General features: G+C 67.9%; 14 protein-coding genes, 1 tRNA gene and 1 riboswitch. Of the genes, 9 read left to right on the top strand and 6 right to left on the bottom strand.

What is annotated here, in order from left to right; translation table 11 throughout:
- Positions 1-33 precede the first annotated feature (33 nt).
- The 5 genes from IE075_RS14440 to IE075_RS14420 all read left to right on the top strand — a co-directional run bounded on the left by IE075_RS14440 (position 34) and on the right by IE075_RS14420 (position 4,020).
- A tRNA-Gly gene (locus IE075_RS14440) sits at positions 34-107 on the top strand.
- A 60-nt stretch (positions 108-167) separates the two neighbouring features.
- Positions 168-653 (top strand): ATP-dependent zinc protease family protein, encoded by a 486-nt coding sequence (locus tag IE075_RS14435; RefSeq protein ID WP_189457804.1) that lies wholly within the window; start codon positions 168-170, stop codon positions 651-653.
- Complete coding sequence (gene rimK / locus IE075_RS14430) at positions 650-1,603, top strand: 30S ribosomal protein S6--L-glutamate ligase (protein WP_189457803.1); 954 nt, start codon at positions 650-652, stop codon at positions 1,601-1,603. The genes IE075_RS14435 and rimK overlap by 4 nt, the downstream gene beginning before the upstream one ends.
- Before the next feature lie 368 nt (positions 1,604-1,971).
- Positions 1,972-2,661, top strand: coding sequence for a response regulator transcription factor (locus tag IE075_RS14425; protein ID WP_189457802.1), 690 nt, complete (start codon positions 1,972-1,974; stop codon positions 2,659-2,661).
- A complete protein-coding gene (locus IE075_RS14420) occupies positions 2,662-4,020 on the top strand; it encodes a sensor histidine kinase (RefSeq protein ID WP_229792551.1) in 1,359 nt (452 codons plus the stop codon). It abuts the gene before it with no gap.
- A 179-nt stretch (positions 4,021-4,199) separates the two neighbouring features.
- Here the strand turns inward: IE075_RS14420 and IE075_RS14415 are convergent, their stop codons facing one another.
- The 4 genes from IE075_RS14415 to metF form a co-directional block, all read right to left on the bottom strand.
- Positions 4,200-5,111, bottom strand: a complete 912-nt coding sequence (locus IE075_RS14415) for a branched-chain amino acid transaminase (RefSeq protein WP_189457801.1) — start codon at positions 5,109-5,111, stop codon at positions 4,200-4,202.
- A gap of 70 nt (positions 5,112-5,181) precedes the next feature.
- Positions 5,182-5,709 (bottom strand): hypothetical protein, encoded by a 528-nt coding sequence (locus tag IE075_RS14410; RefSeq protein WP_229792550.1) that lies wholly within the window; start codon positions 5,707-5,709, stop codon positions 5,182-5,184.
- A 54-nt stretch (positions 5,710-5,763) separates the two neighbouring features.
- Positions 5,764-6,258: a hypothetical protein gene (locus IE075_RS14405; protein ID WP_189457800.1), complete on the bottom strand. Its 495-nt coding sequence runs from the start codon at positions 6,256-6,258 to the stop codon at positions 5,764-5,766.
- 258 nt (positions 6,259-6,516) lie between these two features.
- Positions 6,517-7,338: a methylenetetrahydrofolate reductase [NAD(P)H] gene (metF, locus tag IE075_RS14400; RefSeq protein ID WP_189457799.1), complete on the bottom strand. Its 822-nt coding sequence runs from the start codon at positions 7,336-7,338 to the stop codon at positions 6,517-6,519.
- 161 nt (positions 7,339-7,499) lie between these two features.
- Here metF and IE075_RS14395 point away from each other — a divergent pair, with 161 nt between their 5' ends.
- Genes IE075_RS14395 through IE075_RS14385 form a run of 3 tightly spaced genes read left to right on the top strand, consistent with a single transcriptional unit; the run spans position 7,500 to position 10,168 of the window.
- Positions 7,500-8,399, top strand: a complete 900-nt coding sequence (locus IE075_RS14395; RefSeq protein WP_189457798.1) for an alpha/beta fold hydrolase — start codon at positions 7,500-7,502, stop codon at positions 8,397-8,399.
- A gap of 9 nt (positions 8,400-8,408) precedes the next feature.
- Complete coding sequence (locus IE075_RS14390; RefSeq protein ID WP_189457797.1) at positions 8,409-9,452, top strand: sensor histidine kinase; 1,044 nt, start codon at positions 8,409-8,411, stop codon at positions 9,450-9,452.
- Positions 9,449-10,168 carry a LytR/AlgR family response regulator transcription factor gene (locus IE075_RS14385; RefSeq protein ID WP_189457796.1) on the top strand — a complete coding sequence of 240 codons (720 nt, stop codon included), beginning with the start codon at positions 9,449-9,451 and terminating at the stop codon, positions 10,166-10,168. The genes IE075_RS14390 and IE075_RS14385 overlap by 4 nt, the downstream gene beginning before the upstream one ends.
- A 223-nt stretch (positions 10,169-10,391) precedes the next feature.
- On the opposite strand, the gene ahcY is transcribed toward IE075_RS14385, so the two are convergent.
- Positions 10,392-11,825: an adenosylhomocysteinase gene (gene ahcY, locus IE075_RS14380; RefSeq protein ID WP_189457795.1), complete on the bottom strand. Its 1,434-nt coding sequence runs from the start codon at positions 11,823-11,825 to the stop codon at positions 10,392-10,394.
- 47 nt (positions 11,826-11,872) lie between these two features.
- Positions 11,873-11,999, bottom strand: a riboswitch (S-adenosyl-L-homocysteine riboswitch).
- Positions 12,000-12,118: 119 nt separating this feature from the next.
- Here ahcY and IE075_RS14375 point away from each other — a divergent pair.
- Complete coding sequence (locus tag IE075_RS14375) at positions 12,119-14,611, top strand: S9 family peptidase (protein WP_189457794.1); 2,493 nt, start codon at positions 12,119-12,121, stop codon at positions 14,609-14,611.
- Between the two features lie 88 nt (positions 14,612-14,699).
- On the opposite strand, the gene IE075_RS14370 is transcribed toward IE075_RS14375, so the two are convergent.
- Positions 14,700-16,229, bottom strand: coding sequence for an SDR family NAD(P)-dependent oxidoreductase (locus tag IE075_RS14370; protein ID WP_189457836.1), 1,530 nt, complete (start codon positions 16,227-16,229; stop codon positions 14,700-14,702).
- Between the last annotated feature and the right edge of the window lie 77 nt (positions 16,230-16,306).

Raw genomic sequence — 16,306 nt, 5'->3', positions numbered from 1 at the left:
ACTGCGCGCAGGTGCGACGTACACTGCGCCGGCGCGGGTGTAGTTCAATGGTAGAACTGCAGCTTCCCAAGCTGCTAGCGTGGGTTCGATTCCCATCACCCGCTCCACATCGCCTGCACGGCGGCCCCGATTACGGTGGCCGCCGTTTTTGGTTTCGGCAATCGCGCATGCATTCGAGGACCCCGATGGCGAGGATCGTGCTCGGTTGGCGGGAGTGGGTGGCATTGCCGGACCTGCGCTTTATCGTGCGTGCGAAGGTCGACACCGGCGCGCGCACGTCCGCATTGCATGTCGACGCCCAGTGGCGCTTCGTCGAGGGCGGTGCGCCCTGGATCGGGTTTCGCCTCGGCCCCGAAGGGGTGGCCGGCTCGCTCGAAACCGCAGCGCCGATCGTCGACGAGCGCGAGGTCACCGACTCGGGCGGCCACACGACGCGCCGCGTCTTCCTTCGTTCGCGTCTTGCGCTTGCGGGCGTCGAGCGTGAGGTGGAACTCAATCTCTGTCACCGCGGCGGCATGGCGTTTCCGATGCTGCTTGGCCGCAGCGCGATGACGCGCACGTTCATCGTCGATCCCGCACGCTCGTTCCTGCACGGTCGCACGCCCGCGACCGTCGCCGTCGAGCCCGCTCTGGCATGTCAGGCCGCGTCATGAAACTTGCGATCCTCTCGCGCAACGGCAAGCTCTATTCGACGCGACGGCTGCTCGAGGCCGCGCGCGAGCAGGGGCACACCGCGCGCGTGCTCGACCCGTTGCGCTGTTACATGCGAATCGACTCCGACGGCTTTGCGATGCACTACAAGGGCAACCCGCTGTCGGGTTACCACGCGGTGATACCGCGCATCGGCGCGTCGGTCACGCGCTACGGCACGGCGGTGCTGCGGCAGTTCGAGCTCATGGACACGTTCACACCGAACCCGTCCGACGCGATCCTCAAGGCGCGCGACAAGTTGCGCAGCCACCAGCTGCTTGCGGCTCAGAAGATCGGCTTGCCGGCGACCGTCTTCGGCGACAACCCCGACGACACCCATGACCTGCTCGCGATGCTCGGCCCGCCGCCGCACGTCATCAAACTCAACGAAGGCACGCAGGGCGCCGGCGTCATGCTGACCGAGAAGCTCTCGGCCTCCCGCGGCGTCATCGAGGCGCTGCGCGGGCTGTACGCGAACTTTCTCGTGCAGGAGTTCGTGGCCGAAGCGAAGGGCGCGGACCTGCGCTGCTTCGTCGTGGGCGGCAAGGTGATCGCCGCGATGCGGCGGCAGGCACCGAAAGGCGATTTCCGCTCCAACCTGCACCGCGGCGGCACGGCGAAGGGCGTGCGCGCGACCGAGGCGGAAAAAGACGTGGCGGTGCGCGCGGCGAATGCGCTCGGGCTCGGCGTCGCGGGTGTCGACCTGATCCGCTCCGACCGCGGGCCGCTCGTGCTCGAGGTCAATGCATCGCCAGGCCTCGAAGGCATCGAGAACGCAAGCGGCATCGACGTCGCGGGCGCGATCGTCCAGCACGTCGCCGAGCGCCTGACGCAGCGCAGCAAGCAGCGCGCGGCCGACGCCGCGGCGCAGAAGCTCGGCGCCTACGGCCGCAAGGGATCCGCAGCCGGCTGATCGGCTTTGACGGGTTTTTAACGTTCGTTTAATCCCGCCGGCCCTAGGCTCCTGCGACCGCGATACAGCCCGAACGCGACCGGACCTCCCGGCCGCGGGTGGGCCGGTCACGGTGAATCGGGTAATCCCTATTGGCCCAGGCGTGGCGGCCCCGCGCCTGGGTCCTTGTTTTCAGGGCTGCCGAAGCGTCTTCTTTGCGCATGACGGTCCGCGGTGCGCACAAGCCGTGCGGACGGGTCGCGCTCACTTTGCACATGCACACGCCCGCGCCACACTTCGGGAACTTCGCCGCGGCGCCGCTGCTCCAAAGCGCGGTACCGCGATGACGCGCCCGGCGCGCCGGGCCTTTTTCCCCTCAGGACGACTCCATGCGCATCCTCGTCATTGAAGACAACCAGGACATTGCGGCGAACCTCGGCGATTTTCTCGAGGACCGCGGCCACACCGTCGATTTCGCAGCGGACGGCATCACCGGCCTGCATCTGGCCGTCGTAAACGACTTCGATTCGATCGTGCTCGATCTCAACCTGCCGGGCCTCGATGGCATCGAGGTCTGCCGCAAGCTCCGCAACGAAGCACGCAAGCAGACGCCGGTGCTCATGCTCACCGCGCGCGACAGCCTCGATAACAAGCTGGCCGGCTTCGATTCGGGCGCCGACGATTACCTCATCAAGCCGTTCGCGTTGCAGGAAGTCGAAGTGCGCCTCAACGCGCTTTCGCGCCGCGGCCGCGGCGTGCAGACGCGCGTGCTCAACGTCGCCGACCTCGAGTACAACCTCGACACGCTCGAAGTGCGCCGCCAGGGCAAGCTGCTGCAACTCAACCCGACGGCGCTCAAGATCCTCCAGTCGCTGATGGAAGCCGCGCCCGCGGTGGTCACGCGGCAGGAGCTCGAAACCCGCGTCTGGGGCGAGGAGCTGCCGGATTCAGATAGCCTGCGCGTGCATATCCATGGCCTGCGCGCGGTCGTCGACAAGCCGTTCGACACGCCGCTGATTCAGACGCGCCACGGCATCGGCTATCGTATCGCTGCCCCGGAAAGCGCCAACGGTCAATAAGTGACCCCAGCTCCCGAGCCGCCCGCGAGGCGGCCCAAGGCGCGCTACCGGCGACGGTTGCGCAGCCGCATCATTCTTGCATTCGTAATGCTCGGGTTCGGGCTGATGTTGCTGTTCGCGTTCGCGACCAACTGGACGCGCAATCGCGTCGAAAACCAGCTCGTCGAAGACGTGATGAACCGCAACATCGATGCGTTCGCGGAGCAGTACTACGCTCAGCCCGGGCAGAAGCCCGAGTTCAGCGTGCAACAAATGCTTGGGCGGGTGGTGCGCCGCGAGCGTTTCGAGGAGCTGCGCGCCGAGCAGCCGGACTGGTACTCGCTGCCCGACGGCATCCACACGCTCAACGGCAAGAACCCCGACGGCACGCCGTTCTCGTACAAGCTCGCGGTGCGCAAGACGCCGGACGAGTGGTTCTTCCTTGCCTACGACATGACGCAGGCCGGGCGGGGCGAGGCGCAGTTCAATCGCGCGATCTTCGGCGCCGTGGTCGTGTTCACCGGGCTGTCGTTGCTCGTGGGCTGGTGGGCGGCTTCGCGCGTGATGAGCCCGGTCTCGGAACTCGCGCGTCGCATCCGTCGCTCGGGCCGCAGCGCGCAGCCCGAATCACTCGCGAGCCATTTCTCCGACGACGAGGTCGGCCAGCTGGCCGCCGCGCTCGACGACTACGCCGCGCGCCTCACGCACGTGGTGCAGCGCGACCGCGAGTTCAATGCCGACGTGAGCCACGAGCTGCGCACGCCGCTCGCGGTCATCAAGGGCGCGGTCGAATTGCTCCTGAGTCGCAGCGATGTCGACGAGAAGACACGCAGCCGTCTGCAGCGGATCCAGCGCGCCGAGCAGCAGTGCACTGACCTCATCAGCGCGCTGCTGCAGCTCTCGCGTAATGAACGCGCGACCGGGCGCACGGACGTCGCGAAGCTCTGTGAGCAGCTGCTCGACATGCATCGGGCGCAGATCGGCGGCAAGCCGCTGCAACTCAAGCTCGAAGGCGAGCGCGGGCTCGTCGTCGACGCGCCGGAGGCGGCGGTTGCCGTGGCGCTGGGCAACCTCATCGGCAATGCGGTGAAGTACACGCCCGCCGGCGACGTCATCGTGCGGCTCGGGCCGACGTTTGTGCAGGTCATCGACTCCGGCCCGGGCCTCAGCGCGGAAGACGCCGCAAAGCTGTTCGAACGCGGCTACCGCGGCACGCACGCGGGTCATTCGCAGGGCGGCGGCATCGGGTTGTCGATCGTGCGCCGGCTGTGCGACCTGCACGGCTGGGATGTGCGGGTCAAACCGGGCGAAGAGACGGGCGTCATCGCGACGCTGACGTTCACGCAGCGCAATACCGCGCGCGAGGTGGTCGCGGGTTGAAGCGCATGTGAGGCGCGCGAGGGAGCGGGCGGGGCGCCCGCTCAGGCGCGGCGGAGTGACTTGCCGGCGCCGAAAGGCCGGATGCATTGGGTATCCGCATCCGCCCCTGTTTTCAGTTCGTCGTGAGCGCTGCAGCGCGATGCCGTTTTTCGGCACCGCGCTGTGCAGCCCGCTGTCGCTTACAGTGGATCGAGCCAGCCATAGGTGTCCCGCGTGCGGCCGTCGAACAGGCCGAAGAACAGGTCCTGGATCTGCCGCGTGACCGGGCCGGGCTTGCCGGCGCCAACCTGGCGGCCGTCGACGGAGCGGATCGGCGTGATCTCGGCGGCGGTGCCGCACATGAAGAGCTCATCGCACAGGTACAGGTATTCGCGCGGCAGGTCGCGCTCGACCACCGTGAGCCCGGCATCGCGCGCCAGCGTAATGATGGTGTTGCGCGTGATGCCATTGAGCAGCGCCGCGCTCACGGGGGTGGTGTGCAGCGCGCCGTCGAACACGAGGAACAGGTTCTCGCCCGCGCCTTCGCTGAGCAGGCCCGTGGACGCGAGCGCGATGCCTTCGCCGAAGCCGAGGCGGCGCGCTTCGCGTGCGACCAATTGGCCCGAAAGATAGTTGCCGCCGGCCTTTGCGCCTGCGGGAATCGTGTTCGGTGCGAAGCGCTGCCAGCTCGAGACGCAGGCGTCGATGCCGGCCTCGAGCACGCCGTCGCCGAGGTAGGGGCCCATGAACCACGTGGCGACCGAGACATCGATCGGCGTCTCGGCCGACAACCCGAAGCCGCCGAGGCCGCGGTACGCGAACGGCCGCAGATAGGCCTTCGTGAGTCCGTTGCGCTTGATCACCTCATGGCACGCGGCGTTGATCTGCTCGAGTGTGTACGGGATCTGCATCTCGTAGATCTTCGCGGACGCGAACAGGCGCTTGTTGTGGTCGTTGAGGCGGAAGATCGCGGGCCCGCTCGGCGTTTCGTAACAGCGGATGCCCTCGAACACCGACGAGCCGTAGTGCAGTGCATGCGACATCACGTGCGCGGTCGCGTCGGCCCAGCGCTTGATTTCGCCGTTGTGCCAGATCCATTCGGGGTACTGCATGCGGGGCCGTCCGTCGGGAAAGGCGGCTATTGTGCCCGTTCGCGCGAGGCCTCGACTGTGCCCGGCCTGCTCAGCCCCGCAGCCACCAGCATCCGAGGTGGCGGTGCAGGCCGAACGCCGCGCGTGCGGGCGTGATGCCATTGCGCTGCGTCTGCTCGAAGCGCAGGCCCGTCGGCGGTCGACGCCACGCGTCTGCATCACTCGTGCCGGCAGGCATGATCGGGACGATGTCGACGAGCGGCCGTTGCGCGATCGCGTCGAGCCGGCCCAGCGTGGCATAGGCCTGCGCATTCGACATGCCGGCCCAGTGGTAGTACGCCGCGAGCCGGTTCGGGTCGCGGGCATTGATCGCGTCGCCGACCTCGAACACGAGATCACGCAGGGTGCGTGCACAGCCGGCGCGGTGCGTCGAACGCAACGCGGGCCGCTGCGGCGCTGCCCGCTCCTGTGCGCCAAGGTCCTCGCAGCGACGGTCCGTGTAGATGACCTGTCCCTCGGCAGTAACGCAGCGACGGACCTGCGCCTGTGCATCCGGCGCGGACGCGAAAGCGATCAGCAGTGCGAGGCCGGTGCAACGACGTAGGGATCGAGCATGCATGCGTGCAGCCTAACGGCCCCGCCGCACGCGGGCGATCCGGGACGCTCGGCCGGTTCAGGCGCGGTGGCTGCGGTCGCGGAAGCGCACGAAATAGCAGCCCGCATAGCGCTGCACGTCGAAGTCGACGACTTCGTACGCCGTGCCCTGGCCGAACTCGAGCTGCAACAGGCCTGCGGTCCCATCCGGACGTGCAAGCGCCGGCGCCTGCGCGTCGACGAACGAGGCGGGGCCGATCGTGACGTCGAAAAACTCCACCTGCCGGACCGGACGGCTGCCGAGCCGTTCAAGCCGAGCGAGCACGGGTTGCGCCTGTGCGTGGGTGTGGCCCACCCAGTGGTAACTCTCGGAGACGCGGTTCACGTCGCCAAGCGCGAGGGCGCCGTGCAGATCGCGCGCGAGTTGGCCCGGCGAGCGTGCGCAGCCTGCTGCAGGCGAACGGCGCCCGGGCGCAGCCGGCAGCGGCATCGCGCCGGGATTGTCGAGGTCGGGGAGGGTCGCTGGGTCGCGATCAGTCGCAAGCCGGGCGAGCAGTTCGCCAGGAATCGGCACATGTCGCGCACCCAAGGCCGCACAGGGTTTGTCCGTGTAAATCGTCTGACCGTTCGCCCCTTCACACCGGACCAGGCCAGTGCCCGCCTGCGCCGCTTGGGGAGCGGGCAGCGCGAGCGCGCACAGCGCGGTCAGGCAAGCGGCAAACGGGAGCGTTCTCATTGCACGGCAGCCACATCGGAAACGATTCCGATGCTCCGCCTGCCACTGTCAACGTCCGGTGCGAAAACGTGCGTTTGCGCTGAACGCCGGCCTAACTCAACCGATACGCGCGAGCACGTTCATGGTGGGTTTCGACAAATTCAACGTGTAGAAGTGGAGGCCCGGCACTCCGGCGTCGATCAGTCGACGGCAAAGCTGCGCGACCACGTCCGCCCCGAACGAGCGCACGCTTTCGACGTCATCGCCGTAGGCCAGCATGCGTTGGGCCACCCATCGCGGGATCTCGGCGCCGCACAGCTCGGAGAAACGGCGGATCTGGCTGAAGTTCGCGATCGGCATGATGCCCGGCACGATCGGCACGTCGATGCCGCGCGCCCGCACGTCGTCGACGAACCGGAAATAGGCGTCGGCGTTGTAGAAGTACTGCGTGATCGCGCCGTTCGCACCGGCGTTGACCTTGCCGATGAAGTGCTCGAGATCGACCCGGGCGTCGCGCGCCTGCGGATGCGTTTCGGGATATGCGGCGACTTCGACGTGGAAGTGGTCGCCGGTTTCTTCGCGGATGAAGCTCACGAGCTCGTCCGCGTAGCGCATCTCGCCCGCGCTCACCATGCCCGACGGCAAATCGCCGCGCAGCGCGACGATGCGCTTTGCGCCCAGCGCGCGGTAGAGCTTGAGCAGGTTACGGATCTCCTCGCGCGAGCCGCCCATGCAGGTCAGGTGGGGCGCGGCCTCGAGCCCGTCGGTGCGCAACTGGCGGATCGTCTCCGGCGTGTGGCTCAGCGTCGAGCCGCCGGCGCCGAACGTCACGCTGACGTAGTCCGGGCCGCGCGTGCGCAACTTCGCGACGGTCTTGTCGAGCTGGGCCTGCTGCTCGGGCGTCTTTGGCGGATAGAACTCGAAACTGATGGGGACCATGGCGCGTTTTCCCGGAAGGCGCGGCATTGTATCTCTGCATCGCGATGAAGAGAACAATGGAAGCGCCGCCGCTTACGGACGCGATGGGCCGCTCGTCACTTTTCCGACTCTGCCGGCGCGGCGCGGCGGCAGGCTGCATCCACATTCGATGGAGCACCGCCATGCGCCTTACCCCTCGTACGATCCGCCCGGCCCTCGTCCTGGCTCTCATCACCGCCGCAAGCGGCGCCCACGCCACGGACCGCTTCAGCGACCTCAGCGTCGAAGTCGTCGGCGACGGCCGCCCCGTGCTCATGATTCCCGGCCTCAACAGCGCCGCCGACACCTGGCGCGAGACCTGCCAGGCGCTGCAGCCGCAGGTGCAGTGCCACCTCGTCCAGCTGCCAGGGTTCGCCGGTGCGCCTGCAGCGAAGCACGATGCCTTCCTGCCGGCGATGCGCGCGCAGCTTGTCGAGTACGTGCGCAGCCGCAAGCTCGCGAAGCCTGCGGTCATCGGTCACAGCCTCGGTGGTGTGCTCGCCCTGCAGGTGGCGGTCGAGGCGCCCGACGCGGTCGGCCCGCTCGTCATCGTCGACTCGCTGCCGTTTTTCGCCGGCGTGATGAATCCAAAGGCGACCGCTGCCTCCGTCGAGCCCATGGCCGCCGGCATGCGCGCGCAGATGCTCGCGGCCGACGACGCCACCTATGCGAAGAACGCCGAAGCCGCCGTGCGCGGCATGACGCGTGACCCGGCCCGCACCGAAACGCTCAAGACCTGGGGCCGCGCGAGTGAGCGCGCGACGACATCGCAGGCGATGTACGAGCTGATGGTCACCGACCTGCGCCCGCAGCTGTCGAAGGTGAAGTCGCCGACGCTCGTGCTCGGCGCGTGGGCCGCGTACGCGCCGATGGGCTCGACGAAGGCGTCGACGGAAGCGATCTTCCGCACGCAATACGCCGGCCTCGACGGCGCGCGCATCGAGATGAGCGAGGGCGGCTACCATTTCCTCATGTGGGACGACCCGACGTGGCTGCAGTCGAACGTCCGCGACTTCCTCGCCGCGCATCCGCAGACGAACTGACGAGCCGACATGCCGACCGCCGCCTTGCGCTTCGGATTGATCAACGCGGCGGTCTGGTGTGTCTACGGCGCGGTGAGCCTCGCGATGGGGCGCGCGTTCGCTGGCGGCGAGTCGTCCGGCTACACGCTCGTCGTGATCCTGCTGACGGTGCTCCTGTGGACGGCGAGCGCGTCGCTGCGCCGCGTCGCGCTTGCCCGCGGCTGGCTTCGCTGCGAGCCGCTCGCACTGGCGTGGCGGCTGGGCTTCGCGGTCGCGGGGCTCGCGCTGCTCGTGCAGGCGGGCATCGCCGTGGTGCTGTTTTTTGCGCTCGGGCAGGGGTGGGTCACGCTGCACGGCACCGGCGCGCGCTACAGCGTTGGCGCGGCGTTTGGATACTGGGTCAACACGGTGATCATGCTCGCGCTGTGGACGGGTGTCTGGGCCGGTCGCCGTATGCTGCGCCGTGCTCGAGAGAGTGAAGTCGCGGCGTTGCGCGCCGAATCCGCCCGCAGCGCGCTTGAACTCGATGCGCTGCGCGCGCGGCTCAATCCGCATTTCGTGTTCAACGCGCTCAACAACCTGCGCGCGCTGATCCTCGAGGACCCCGGGCGCGCGCGCGAACTCGTGACACGCCTGTCGTCGACGCTCCGACACGCACTCGAGCACAGCCAGCACGAATGGACCACGCTCGGCGAGGAGATCTCTGTCGTGGGCGATTACCTCGCCGTCGAGCAGGTGCACTACGAATCGCGCCTGCAGCCGCGCATCGACGTGTCCGACGCGCTGCACGGCGCTCGGCTGCCGCCGATGGCGCTGCAGTTGCTGGTCGAGAACGCGATCAAGCACGGCATTGCGCGCACGGCCGGCGGCGGCGTGCTCGCGATCGACGCCGAACGCCGCGGGGACGTGCTCATTGCGCGCGTGACCAACGCCGGGCGCCTCGACGACGGCGCGCGTGCCGGCACCGGTGTCGGGCATGCGTTTCTGCACGAGCGCCTGGCCCGCATCGGGGGCCGCTTCGAGCTGTCGGAGCACGACGGTCGCGTTATCGCCACCCTGGAGATCCCGCAATGACAGTGCGCGTGCTCATCGTCGACGACACGCGCCTTGCGCGGCTCGAGCTGCGCACGTTGCTGCGCGATATCCCCGACGTCGAATGCGTCGGCGAGGCCGACGACGTGCCCCCCGCGCAGGCGGCGATCGAACGCCTGCAGCCCGACGCGGTGTTGCTCGATATCCAGATGCCGTCGGGCACGGGCTTCGACCTGCTCGAGCGCCTCGACGTCGCACCGTGCGTGATCTTCACCACCGCCTACGACCAGTACGCGCTGCGCGGCTTCGAGGCAAACGCGCTCGATTACCTGCTCAAGCCCGTGCAGGCCGACCGCCTCGCGGCGGCGCTGCAGAAGGCACGCGCGGTGACGCGCGAGCCCGTGGCGTCCGCGCGGGAACTGCTGCGCGCGGATGATCAGGTCTTCCTGCGCGATGGCGAGCGGTGCTGGTTCGTGCAGCTCGCCCATATCAGCCGCATCGAGGTCGATGGCAACTACGCGACCGTGCACTTCCGCGGAGAGAAGGCGATGCTGGGCCGCAGCCTCGCGACGCTCGAGGGACGGCTCGATCCCGCGGTGTTCTTTCGTGCGAACCGCAACACGCTCGTGAATCTGCGCCTGGTGCAGGCGATCGACCTCTCGGTGGGAGAGGGCTACACGCTGACGATGAGGGACGGCGCCGAGGTCGAGGTCTCGCGACGGCAGGCCAGGGAGCTTCGCGAGCGGTTGGCGCTGTAAGCCGAAGACCACTTCGCGAACCAAGCATCGACACACGATTCCCGGGTCAGCGCTCGCGCCAGCGGATGTACGAACTCGGGCGATGCGCGCGCTGGACTGTCGCGGTGTGCTGTGTGACGACGCCTGACGTTCGTGCGTCCCGGCCCAGGGCTGCCACGCCTCCACCAAAAAGAAACGGGCGCCGAAGCGCCCGTCTCGATGCAGCCGATGCGCGGATGCGCGATCAGTAGCGGTAGTGGTCCGGCTTGTAAGGGCCTTCGACCGGCACGCCGAGGTAATCGGCCTGCTCAGCGGTCAGCGTCGTGAGCTTCACGCCGATCTTCTCCAGGTGCAGGCGCGCGACTTCCTCGTCGAGCTTCTTCGGCAGGATGTAGACCTTCGGCTCGTAGCTGTCCTTGTTCGCCCACAGGTCGATCTGCGCGAGCGTCTGGTTCGAGAACGAGTTCGACATCACGAAGCTCGGGTGGCCCGTCGCGCAACCGAGGTTCACGAGGCGGCCTTCGGCGAGCAGAAAGATCGAGTTCCCGTTGTTGAAGGTGTACTTGTCGACCTGCGGCTTGATGTTCGTGTGCTGCGCGCCCGAGGCGTAAAGCGCATCGACCTGGATCTCGTTGTCGAAATGGCCGATGTTGCAGACGATCGCCTGGTCCTTCATCTGCTTCATGTGCTCGAGCGTGATCACGTCCTTGTTGCCGGTCGTGGTCACGTAGATGTCGCCGCGGCCGAGCGTGCTCTCGATCGTGTTGACCTCGAAGCCTTCCATCGCCGCCTGCAGCGCATTGATCGGGTCGATTTCGGTGACCACGACGCGGGCGCCGTACGCGCGCAGCGAGTGCGCCGAACCCTTGCCGACGTCGCCGTAACCGCAGACGACCGCGACCTTGCCCGCGAGCATCACGTCCATTGCACGCTTGAGGCCGTCGGCCAGCGACTCGCGGCAGCCGTAGAGGTTGTCGAACTTGCTCTTCGTGACCGAGTCGTTGACGTTGATCGCCGGCACCAGCAGCTTGCCCTGCTGCGAGAGCTGGTACAGACGGTGCACGCCGGTCGTGGTCTCTTCTGAGACGCCCTTCCATTCCTTGACGACGCCAGCCCAGAAGCCCGGGCGCTCTTTCGCGACGCGCTTGAGCAGGTTCTTGATGACCTGCTCCTCGTGCGACGCGGAGGCGCTGTTCACCCAGTTGGTGTCGCCCTGCTCGAGCTCGTAACCCTTGTGGATCAGCAGGGTGACGTCGCCGCCGTCGTCGACGACGAGCTGCGGGCCTTTGCCGCCCGCGAACGACAGCGCATCGAGCGTGCAATCCCAGTATTCCTCGAGCGTTTCACCCTTCCACGCGAACACCGGCGTGCCCGACGCGGCGATCGCGGCGGCGGCGTGGTCCTGCGTCGAGAAGATGTTGCACGAGGCCCAGCGCACGTCGGCGCCGAGATCCTTGAGGGTCTCGATCAGCACCGCGGTCTGGATCGTCATGTGCAGCGAACCGGTCACGCGCACGCCCTTGAGCGGCGCATCCGGTGCGTACTTGTTGCGGATCGACATCAGGCCGGGCATCTCGTGCTCGGCGATGTCGATTTCCTTGCGGCCCCAGTCGGCCAGCGAGATATCGGCAACCTTGTAATCGCCTTCGGTCGAGAAGGTCTTGGGCATAGCGTTCATACGTGCTCCGAAGTGGGCGATACGCCGTGGTCGAACAGGCGGATCGCGGACATCGGGCGCCGTTTACAGAAGAGATTTCGCCGAGCCTGGCCGTTGCCTTAAAGTCCGCACACGAATGTGCGGGCTTGGCGGAAGAATCCGCACGGTGCAGCGGTCGCAGCGCCCCTCGGTGAATCGCCACAATTGTACCGGCTCGGGCGCCGCCCAGCCGATATGCTCGGGGTCGCGCTAAGGGACGGGCAGGAGATGTGAGCCGCGTCCCGTTGCGGACACCTCCATTCCAACGGTCGCCCATGAACAAGATCGCGCCGCGGCGCTCCGCCGCCATCCTGCTGCTCGCCCTGCTGCCGTGGTCGACGCTCGTCGCCCAGGCGCCTGCCACGGTTGCGCCCGCTCCCGCAGAAACGGCCGCCGGTGGCTACCGTCTGCCATCGGCTGCGCTCAAGGCCATCGTCGATGCGCCACGCCCGCCCCAGTTGCTGCTCGGCCCGAAGCGCGACCTCGCCGCGCTGATGCAGGTGCCGCCCTTGCCGTCGATCGAAACCGTCGCCCAGCCCGAGCTCAAGCTCGCCGGGATGCGCATCAACCCGCGCACGTACTCGGACAGCCGCTTCAGCTTCGGCAGCGACCTGTCGCTGATGGAGGTCGGCTCCGGGAAGGAACTGCGCATCGAAGGTCTGCCGCAGCCGCTGTCGATCGCGACCACCGCATGGTCGCCGGACCAGTCGCAGCTCGCGTTCAACCATGTCGATCCGCGCAGCGGGGCGAACGAACTCTGGGTCGTCGACGTCGCGACGCGTCGCGCGCGGCGCATTGCGGGCGACCTCAACACCGTTGCCGGGCGCGGGTACCACTGGCTCCCCGACAGCCGGCGCCTGCTGGTGACGCTGCGCGCCGGTGGTGAAGCGCCGGTGTCGGACGGCGTTCCGACCGGGCCGAACATCCAGCAGACGGGCCCGGGCGGGACTGTGCGATCAATGCGCACCTACCAGGACCTGCTGAAGAACGAGCACGACGCCAAGACGTTCGAGCACTACCTGCGCTCGCAGCTTGCGTTGGTATCGCTGGACGGCACGCAGCAGAAGCTCGGTTCGCCCGAGCTTCGCACGACGGCCGCCCCGTCGCCCGATGGGCGGCACGTGCTGAGCGTCGCGATCGAGCGGCCGTTTTCGTACCTCGTGCCGGTCTACTTCTTCCCACAGCGCACCGAAGTGCTGGGCCTCGACGGGCGCGTGTTGCACACGGTCGCGAAGCGGCCGCTCGTCGAAGGCCTGCCCACCGGGAACGATGCGGTGCCGACCGGCGTGCGCGCGATCGGTTGGCGCAGCGACGCGCCGGCAACGCTGGTCTGGGCCGAGGCGCGCGACAACGGGGATCCGGCCGTGGAGACGGCCGTGCGCGACGAGGTCATGATCCAGGCCGCGCCATTCAAGCAGCCGCCGGCTGTGCTCGCGAAGCTCGGCAGCCGCTACGCAGGCGCCGAGTGGGGCCGCGGGGATCTCGCGCTCGTCGACGAGTACTGGTGGAAGACGCGGCAGACCAAGCGCTGGCGTGTCGCGCCCGATGCGCCCTCGACCGCACCGACGCTGCTGCACGAAGGCTCGAGCGAGGATCGCTATAACGATCCGGGCGAGCCGGTCACCGTGCGCGATGCGGCCGGGTTCGAGCGGCTGCTGATTGGCGAGGGCGATGCGCTGTTCCTGATCGGCGAGGGCGCGTCGCCCGAAGGCGATCGTCCGTTCGTCGATCGCTGGTCGCTTGCGGACAACTCCAAGACCCGGCTGTTCCATTCGCAGGCGCCGCATTACGAGGTGCCGTTGGCGTTGCTCGACGACGGCGGCACTGCGCTGCTGACGCGTCGTGAGTCTCCCCGTGATCCGCCGAACTACTTCGTGCGGCGCGGCGATGCGCCGCCGCGCGCGCTGACGGCGTTCGAGCATCCGACGCCGCAGCTGCGCGACGTGAGCAAGGAGCAGATCCGCTACAAGCGCCGCGACGGTGTCGAGCTGACCGGCAACCTGTACCTGCCGCCGGGCTACGACGCCAAGCGCGATGGCGCATTGCCGCTGCTGATGTGGGCGTATCCGGCCGAGTTCAAATCCGCGAGCGCGGCAAGCCAGGTCACCGATTCGCCGCACCGCTTCAACGCGATCGGCTACTGGGGCCCGCTGCCGTATGTCGCCATGGGCTTCGCCGTGCTCGATGATCCGTCGATGCCGATCGTCGGCGAGGGCGATGCCGAGCCCAACGACACCTACGTCGAGCAGCTCGTCGCGAGCGCGGAGGCGGCGGTCGATGAAGTCGTGCGCCGCGGCGTTGCAGACCGCGACCGCATCGCGGTCGGCGGGCATTCGTACGGTGCGTTCATGACCGCAAACCTGCTCGCGCACACGCGTCTGTTCAAGGCCGGCATCGCGCGCAGCGGCGCCTACAACCGCTCGCTGACGCCGTTCGGCTTCCAGGCCGAGGAGCGCAACTACTGGCAGGCGCGTGATACGTACGCGGCGATGTCGCCGTTCAACCACGCACAGAACATCAAGGACCCGCTGCTCATCATCCACGGCGAGCAGGACAACAACTCGGGAACGTTCCCGGTCCAGTCCGAGCGCCTGTTTGCGGCGATCAAAGGCCTCGGTGGGAATGCAAAGCTCGTGATGCTTCCGAACGAGTCGCACGGCTACCGCGCGCGCGAATCGATCCTGCACATGCTCGCTGAGACGAGCGAGTGGCTGGACCGGTACGTCAAGGACGCGGCGGTGGAGCCGGCGGCCCAGGCGAAGAAGTAAGCAACGGTTTCGCACGATCAGAAACGAAACAGGGCGCCTCGGCGCCCTGTTTCGTTTCAGCGGATTCGAGCGCAACGCGTGCGGTCGATTACCAGTCGGTCGGCTTGTAATCCTTGAGGAACTGACCCCACACATGCTCGCCGGTGTTGAGGCCGGCGATGATCGGATCGACGATGCGCGCCGCGCCGTCGACGATGTCGAGCGGCGGGTGGAAGCGCTCCTCGACGACCTTGCGCGCGGCGATCTCGATCGGATCCTCGTCGGTGACCCAACCGGTGTCGACCGAGTTCATGTGGATGCCGTCGCCGTGGTAATCGGCCGCCGAGGTGCGCGTCATCATGTTGAGCGCGGCCTTCGCCATGTTCGTGTGCGGATGCTTCGTGGTCTTGAAGTTGCGGTAGAACTGCCCTTCGACGGCCGACACGTTGACGATGTGCTTGTCGCGGCCCGGCGTGCGCAGCATCAGCGGCTTGAGCCGCGCATTGAGGACGAACGGCGCGACCGCGTTCACGAGCTGCGTCTCGAGCAGCTCGACCGACGGCACCTCGTGCATCTGCAGCCGCCATGAATTGCGGCCGCGCAGGTCGACCTGCTGCAGGTCCGCATCGAGTCGACCCTCGGGGAACAGGTGCTTCTGGCCGAGCAGTTCCTCGGGCAGCAGTGGCACCTGCGAGAGCTCGGCGGCGCGCGTCAGGCCGGCCGCGTCGCGCATCGCGCTCGTGTCGTGCACGAGCTGGGTAGTCGCCTGATCGCCTTCGGGCAGCATCGTGTAGCTGCGCAGTCCTTCGTAGCGGCCGAGGATGCGGCGCACGGCCTCGGGCGCGTCGTGCACGGCGGCGGTTTCGCCGGCCATCATGTGCGCGTAGAACTCGGGCGGGCGGCGCACGGTCTGGCAGGCGTTGTTGATGATGAAGTCCAGCCGCTCGCGCGTGGCGAGCAGGTGCTGGCAGAACGCCTCCACGCTCGGCGTGTGGCGCAGGTCGAGCCCGAATACCTCGAGCTGGTGGCCCCATTCGGCGAAGTCGGGCTCCTCTGCGTAGCGTGCGGCCGAATCGCGTGGAAAGCGCGTCGTGACGATGAGCTCGGCACCGGCGCGCAGCAGCTTCAGGCCTGCCTGGTAGCCGATCTTGACGCGGCCGCCCGTCAGCAGCGCCACCCGCCCGCGCAGGTCGGCCAGCTCGGTGCGCTTGAAGAAGTTGAAGTCGGCGCACGGCAGGCAGAGCTGGTCGTAGAAGTGGTGCACCTGCGTGTACTTCTGCTTGCAGACATAGCAGTGCAGCAGCTCGGGCGATTCGCGGTCCTCGCGATGCGGCGACGACGATTCCAGCGCGAGATGGCTGCCCGCCGGGCCCGGCGGAAAATAGTTCGGCGTCGTGAACACCGGCTTGCGGCGCAGCTCGCGGATGCCGGTGCTGTCGAGAAGCGCTTCGGTGCGACGCGCGAGATCCGCATTGCGCTGGCGCGTCAGCGTCTTCGTCTTCTGTCGCTTCTGGCGTCGCTCGGGTGAATGCACCTGCGCCACGGCCCGATGCAGGCGCACGCGATCCTGCTCCGGCAGCGTGTCGAGCACCGTGCGGTCGGCGACGATCGCCTCCAGCAGCTCGATCGCGTTGAGCACGCTGTCGGGCGACGCGGCATGCGCGTCAGCCGCACCGGGGCCGGGTGCGTCGGTGGATTCGGGGTGCGGGGCGGTGC

Source organism: Cognatilysobacter bugurensis (assembly GCF_014652095.1).
GTDB classification, from domain to species: Bacteria; Pseudomonadota; Gammaproteobacteria; order Xanthomonadales; family Xanthomonadaceae; genus Cognatilysobacter; species Cognatilysobacter bugurensis.
Note: the sequence above shows the minus strand (reverse complement) of the source record. Positions and strands in the feature narration are given on the sequence as shown.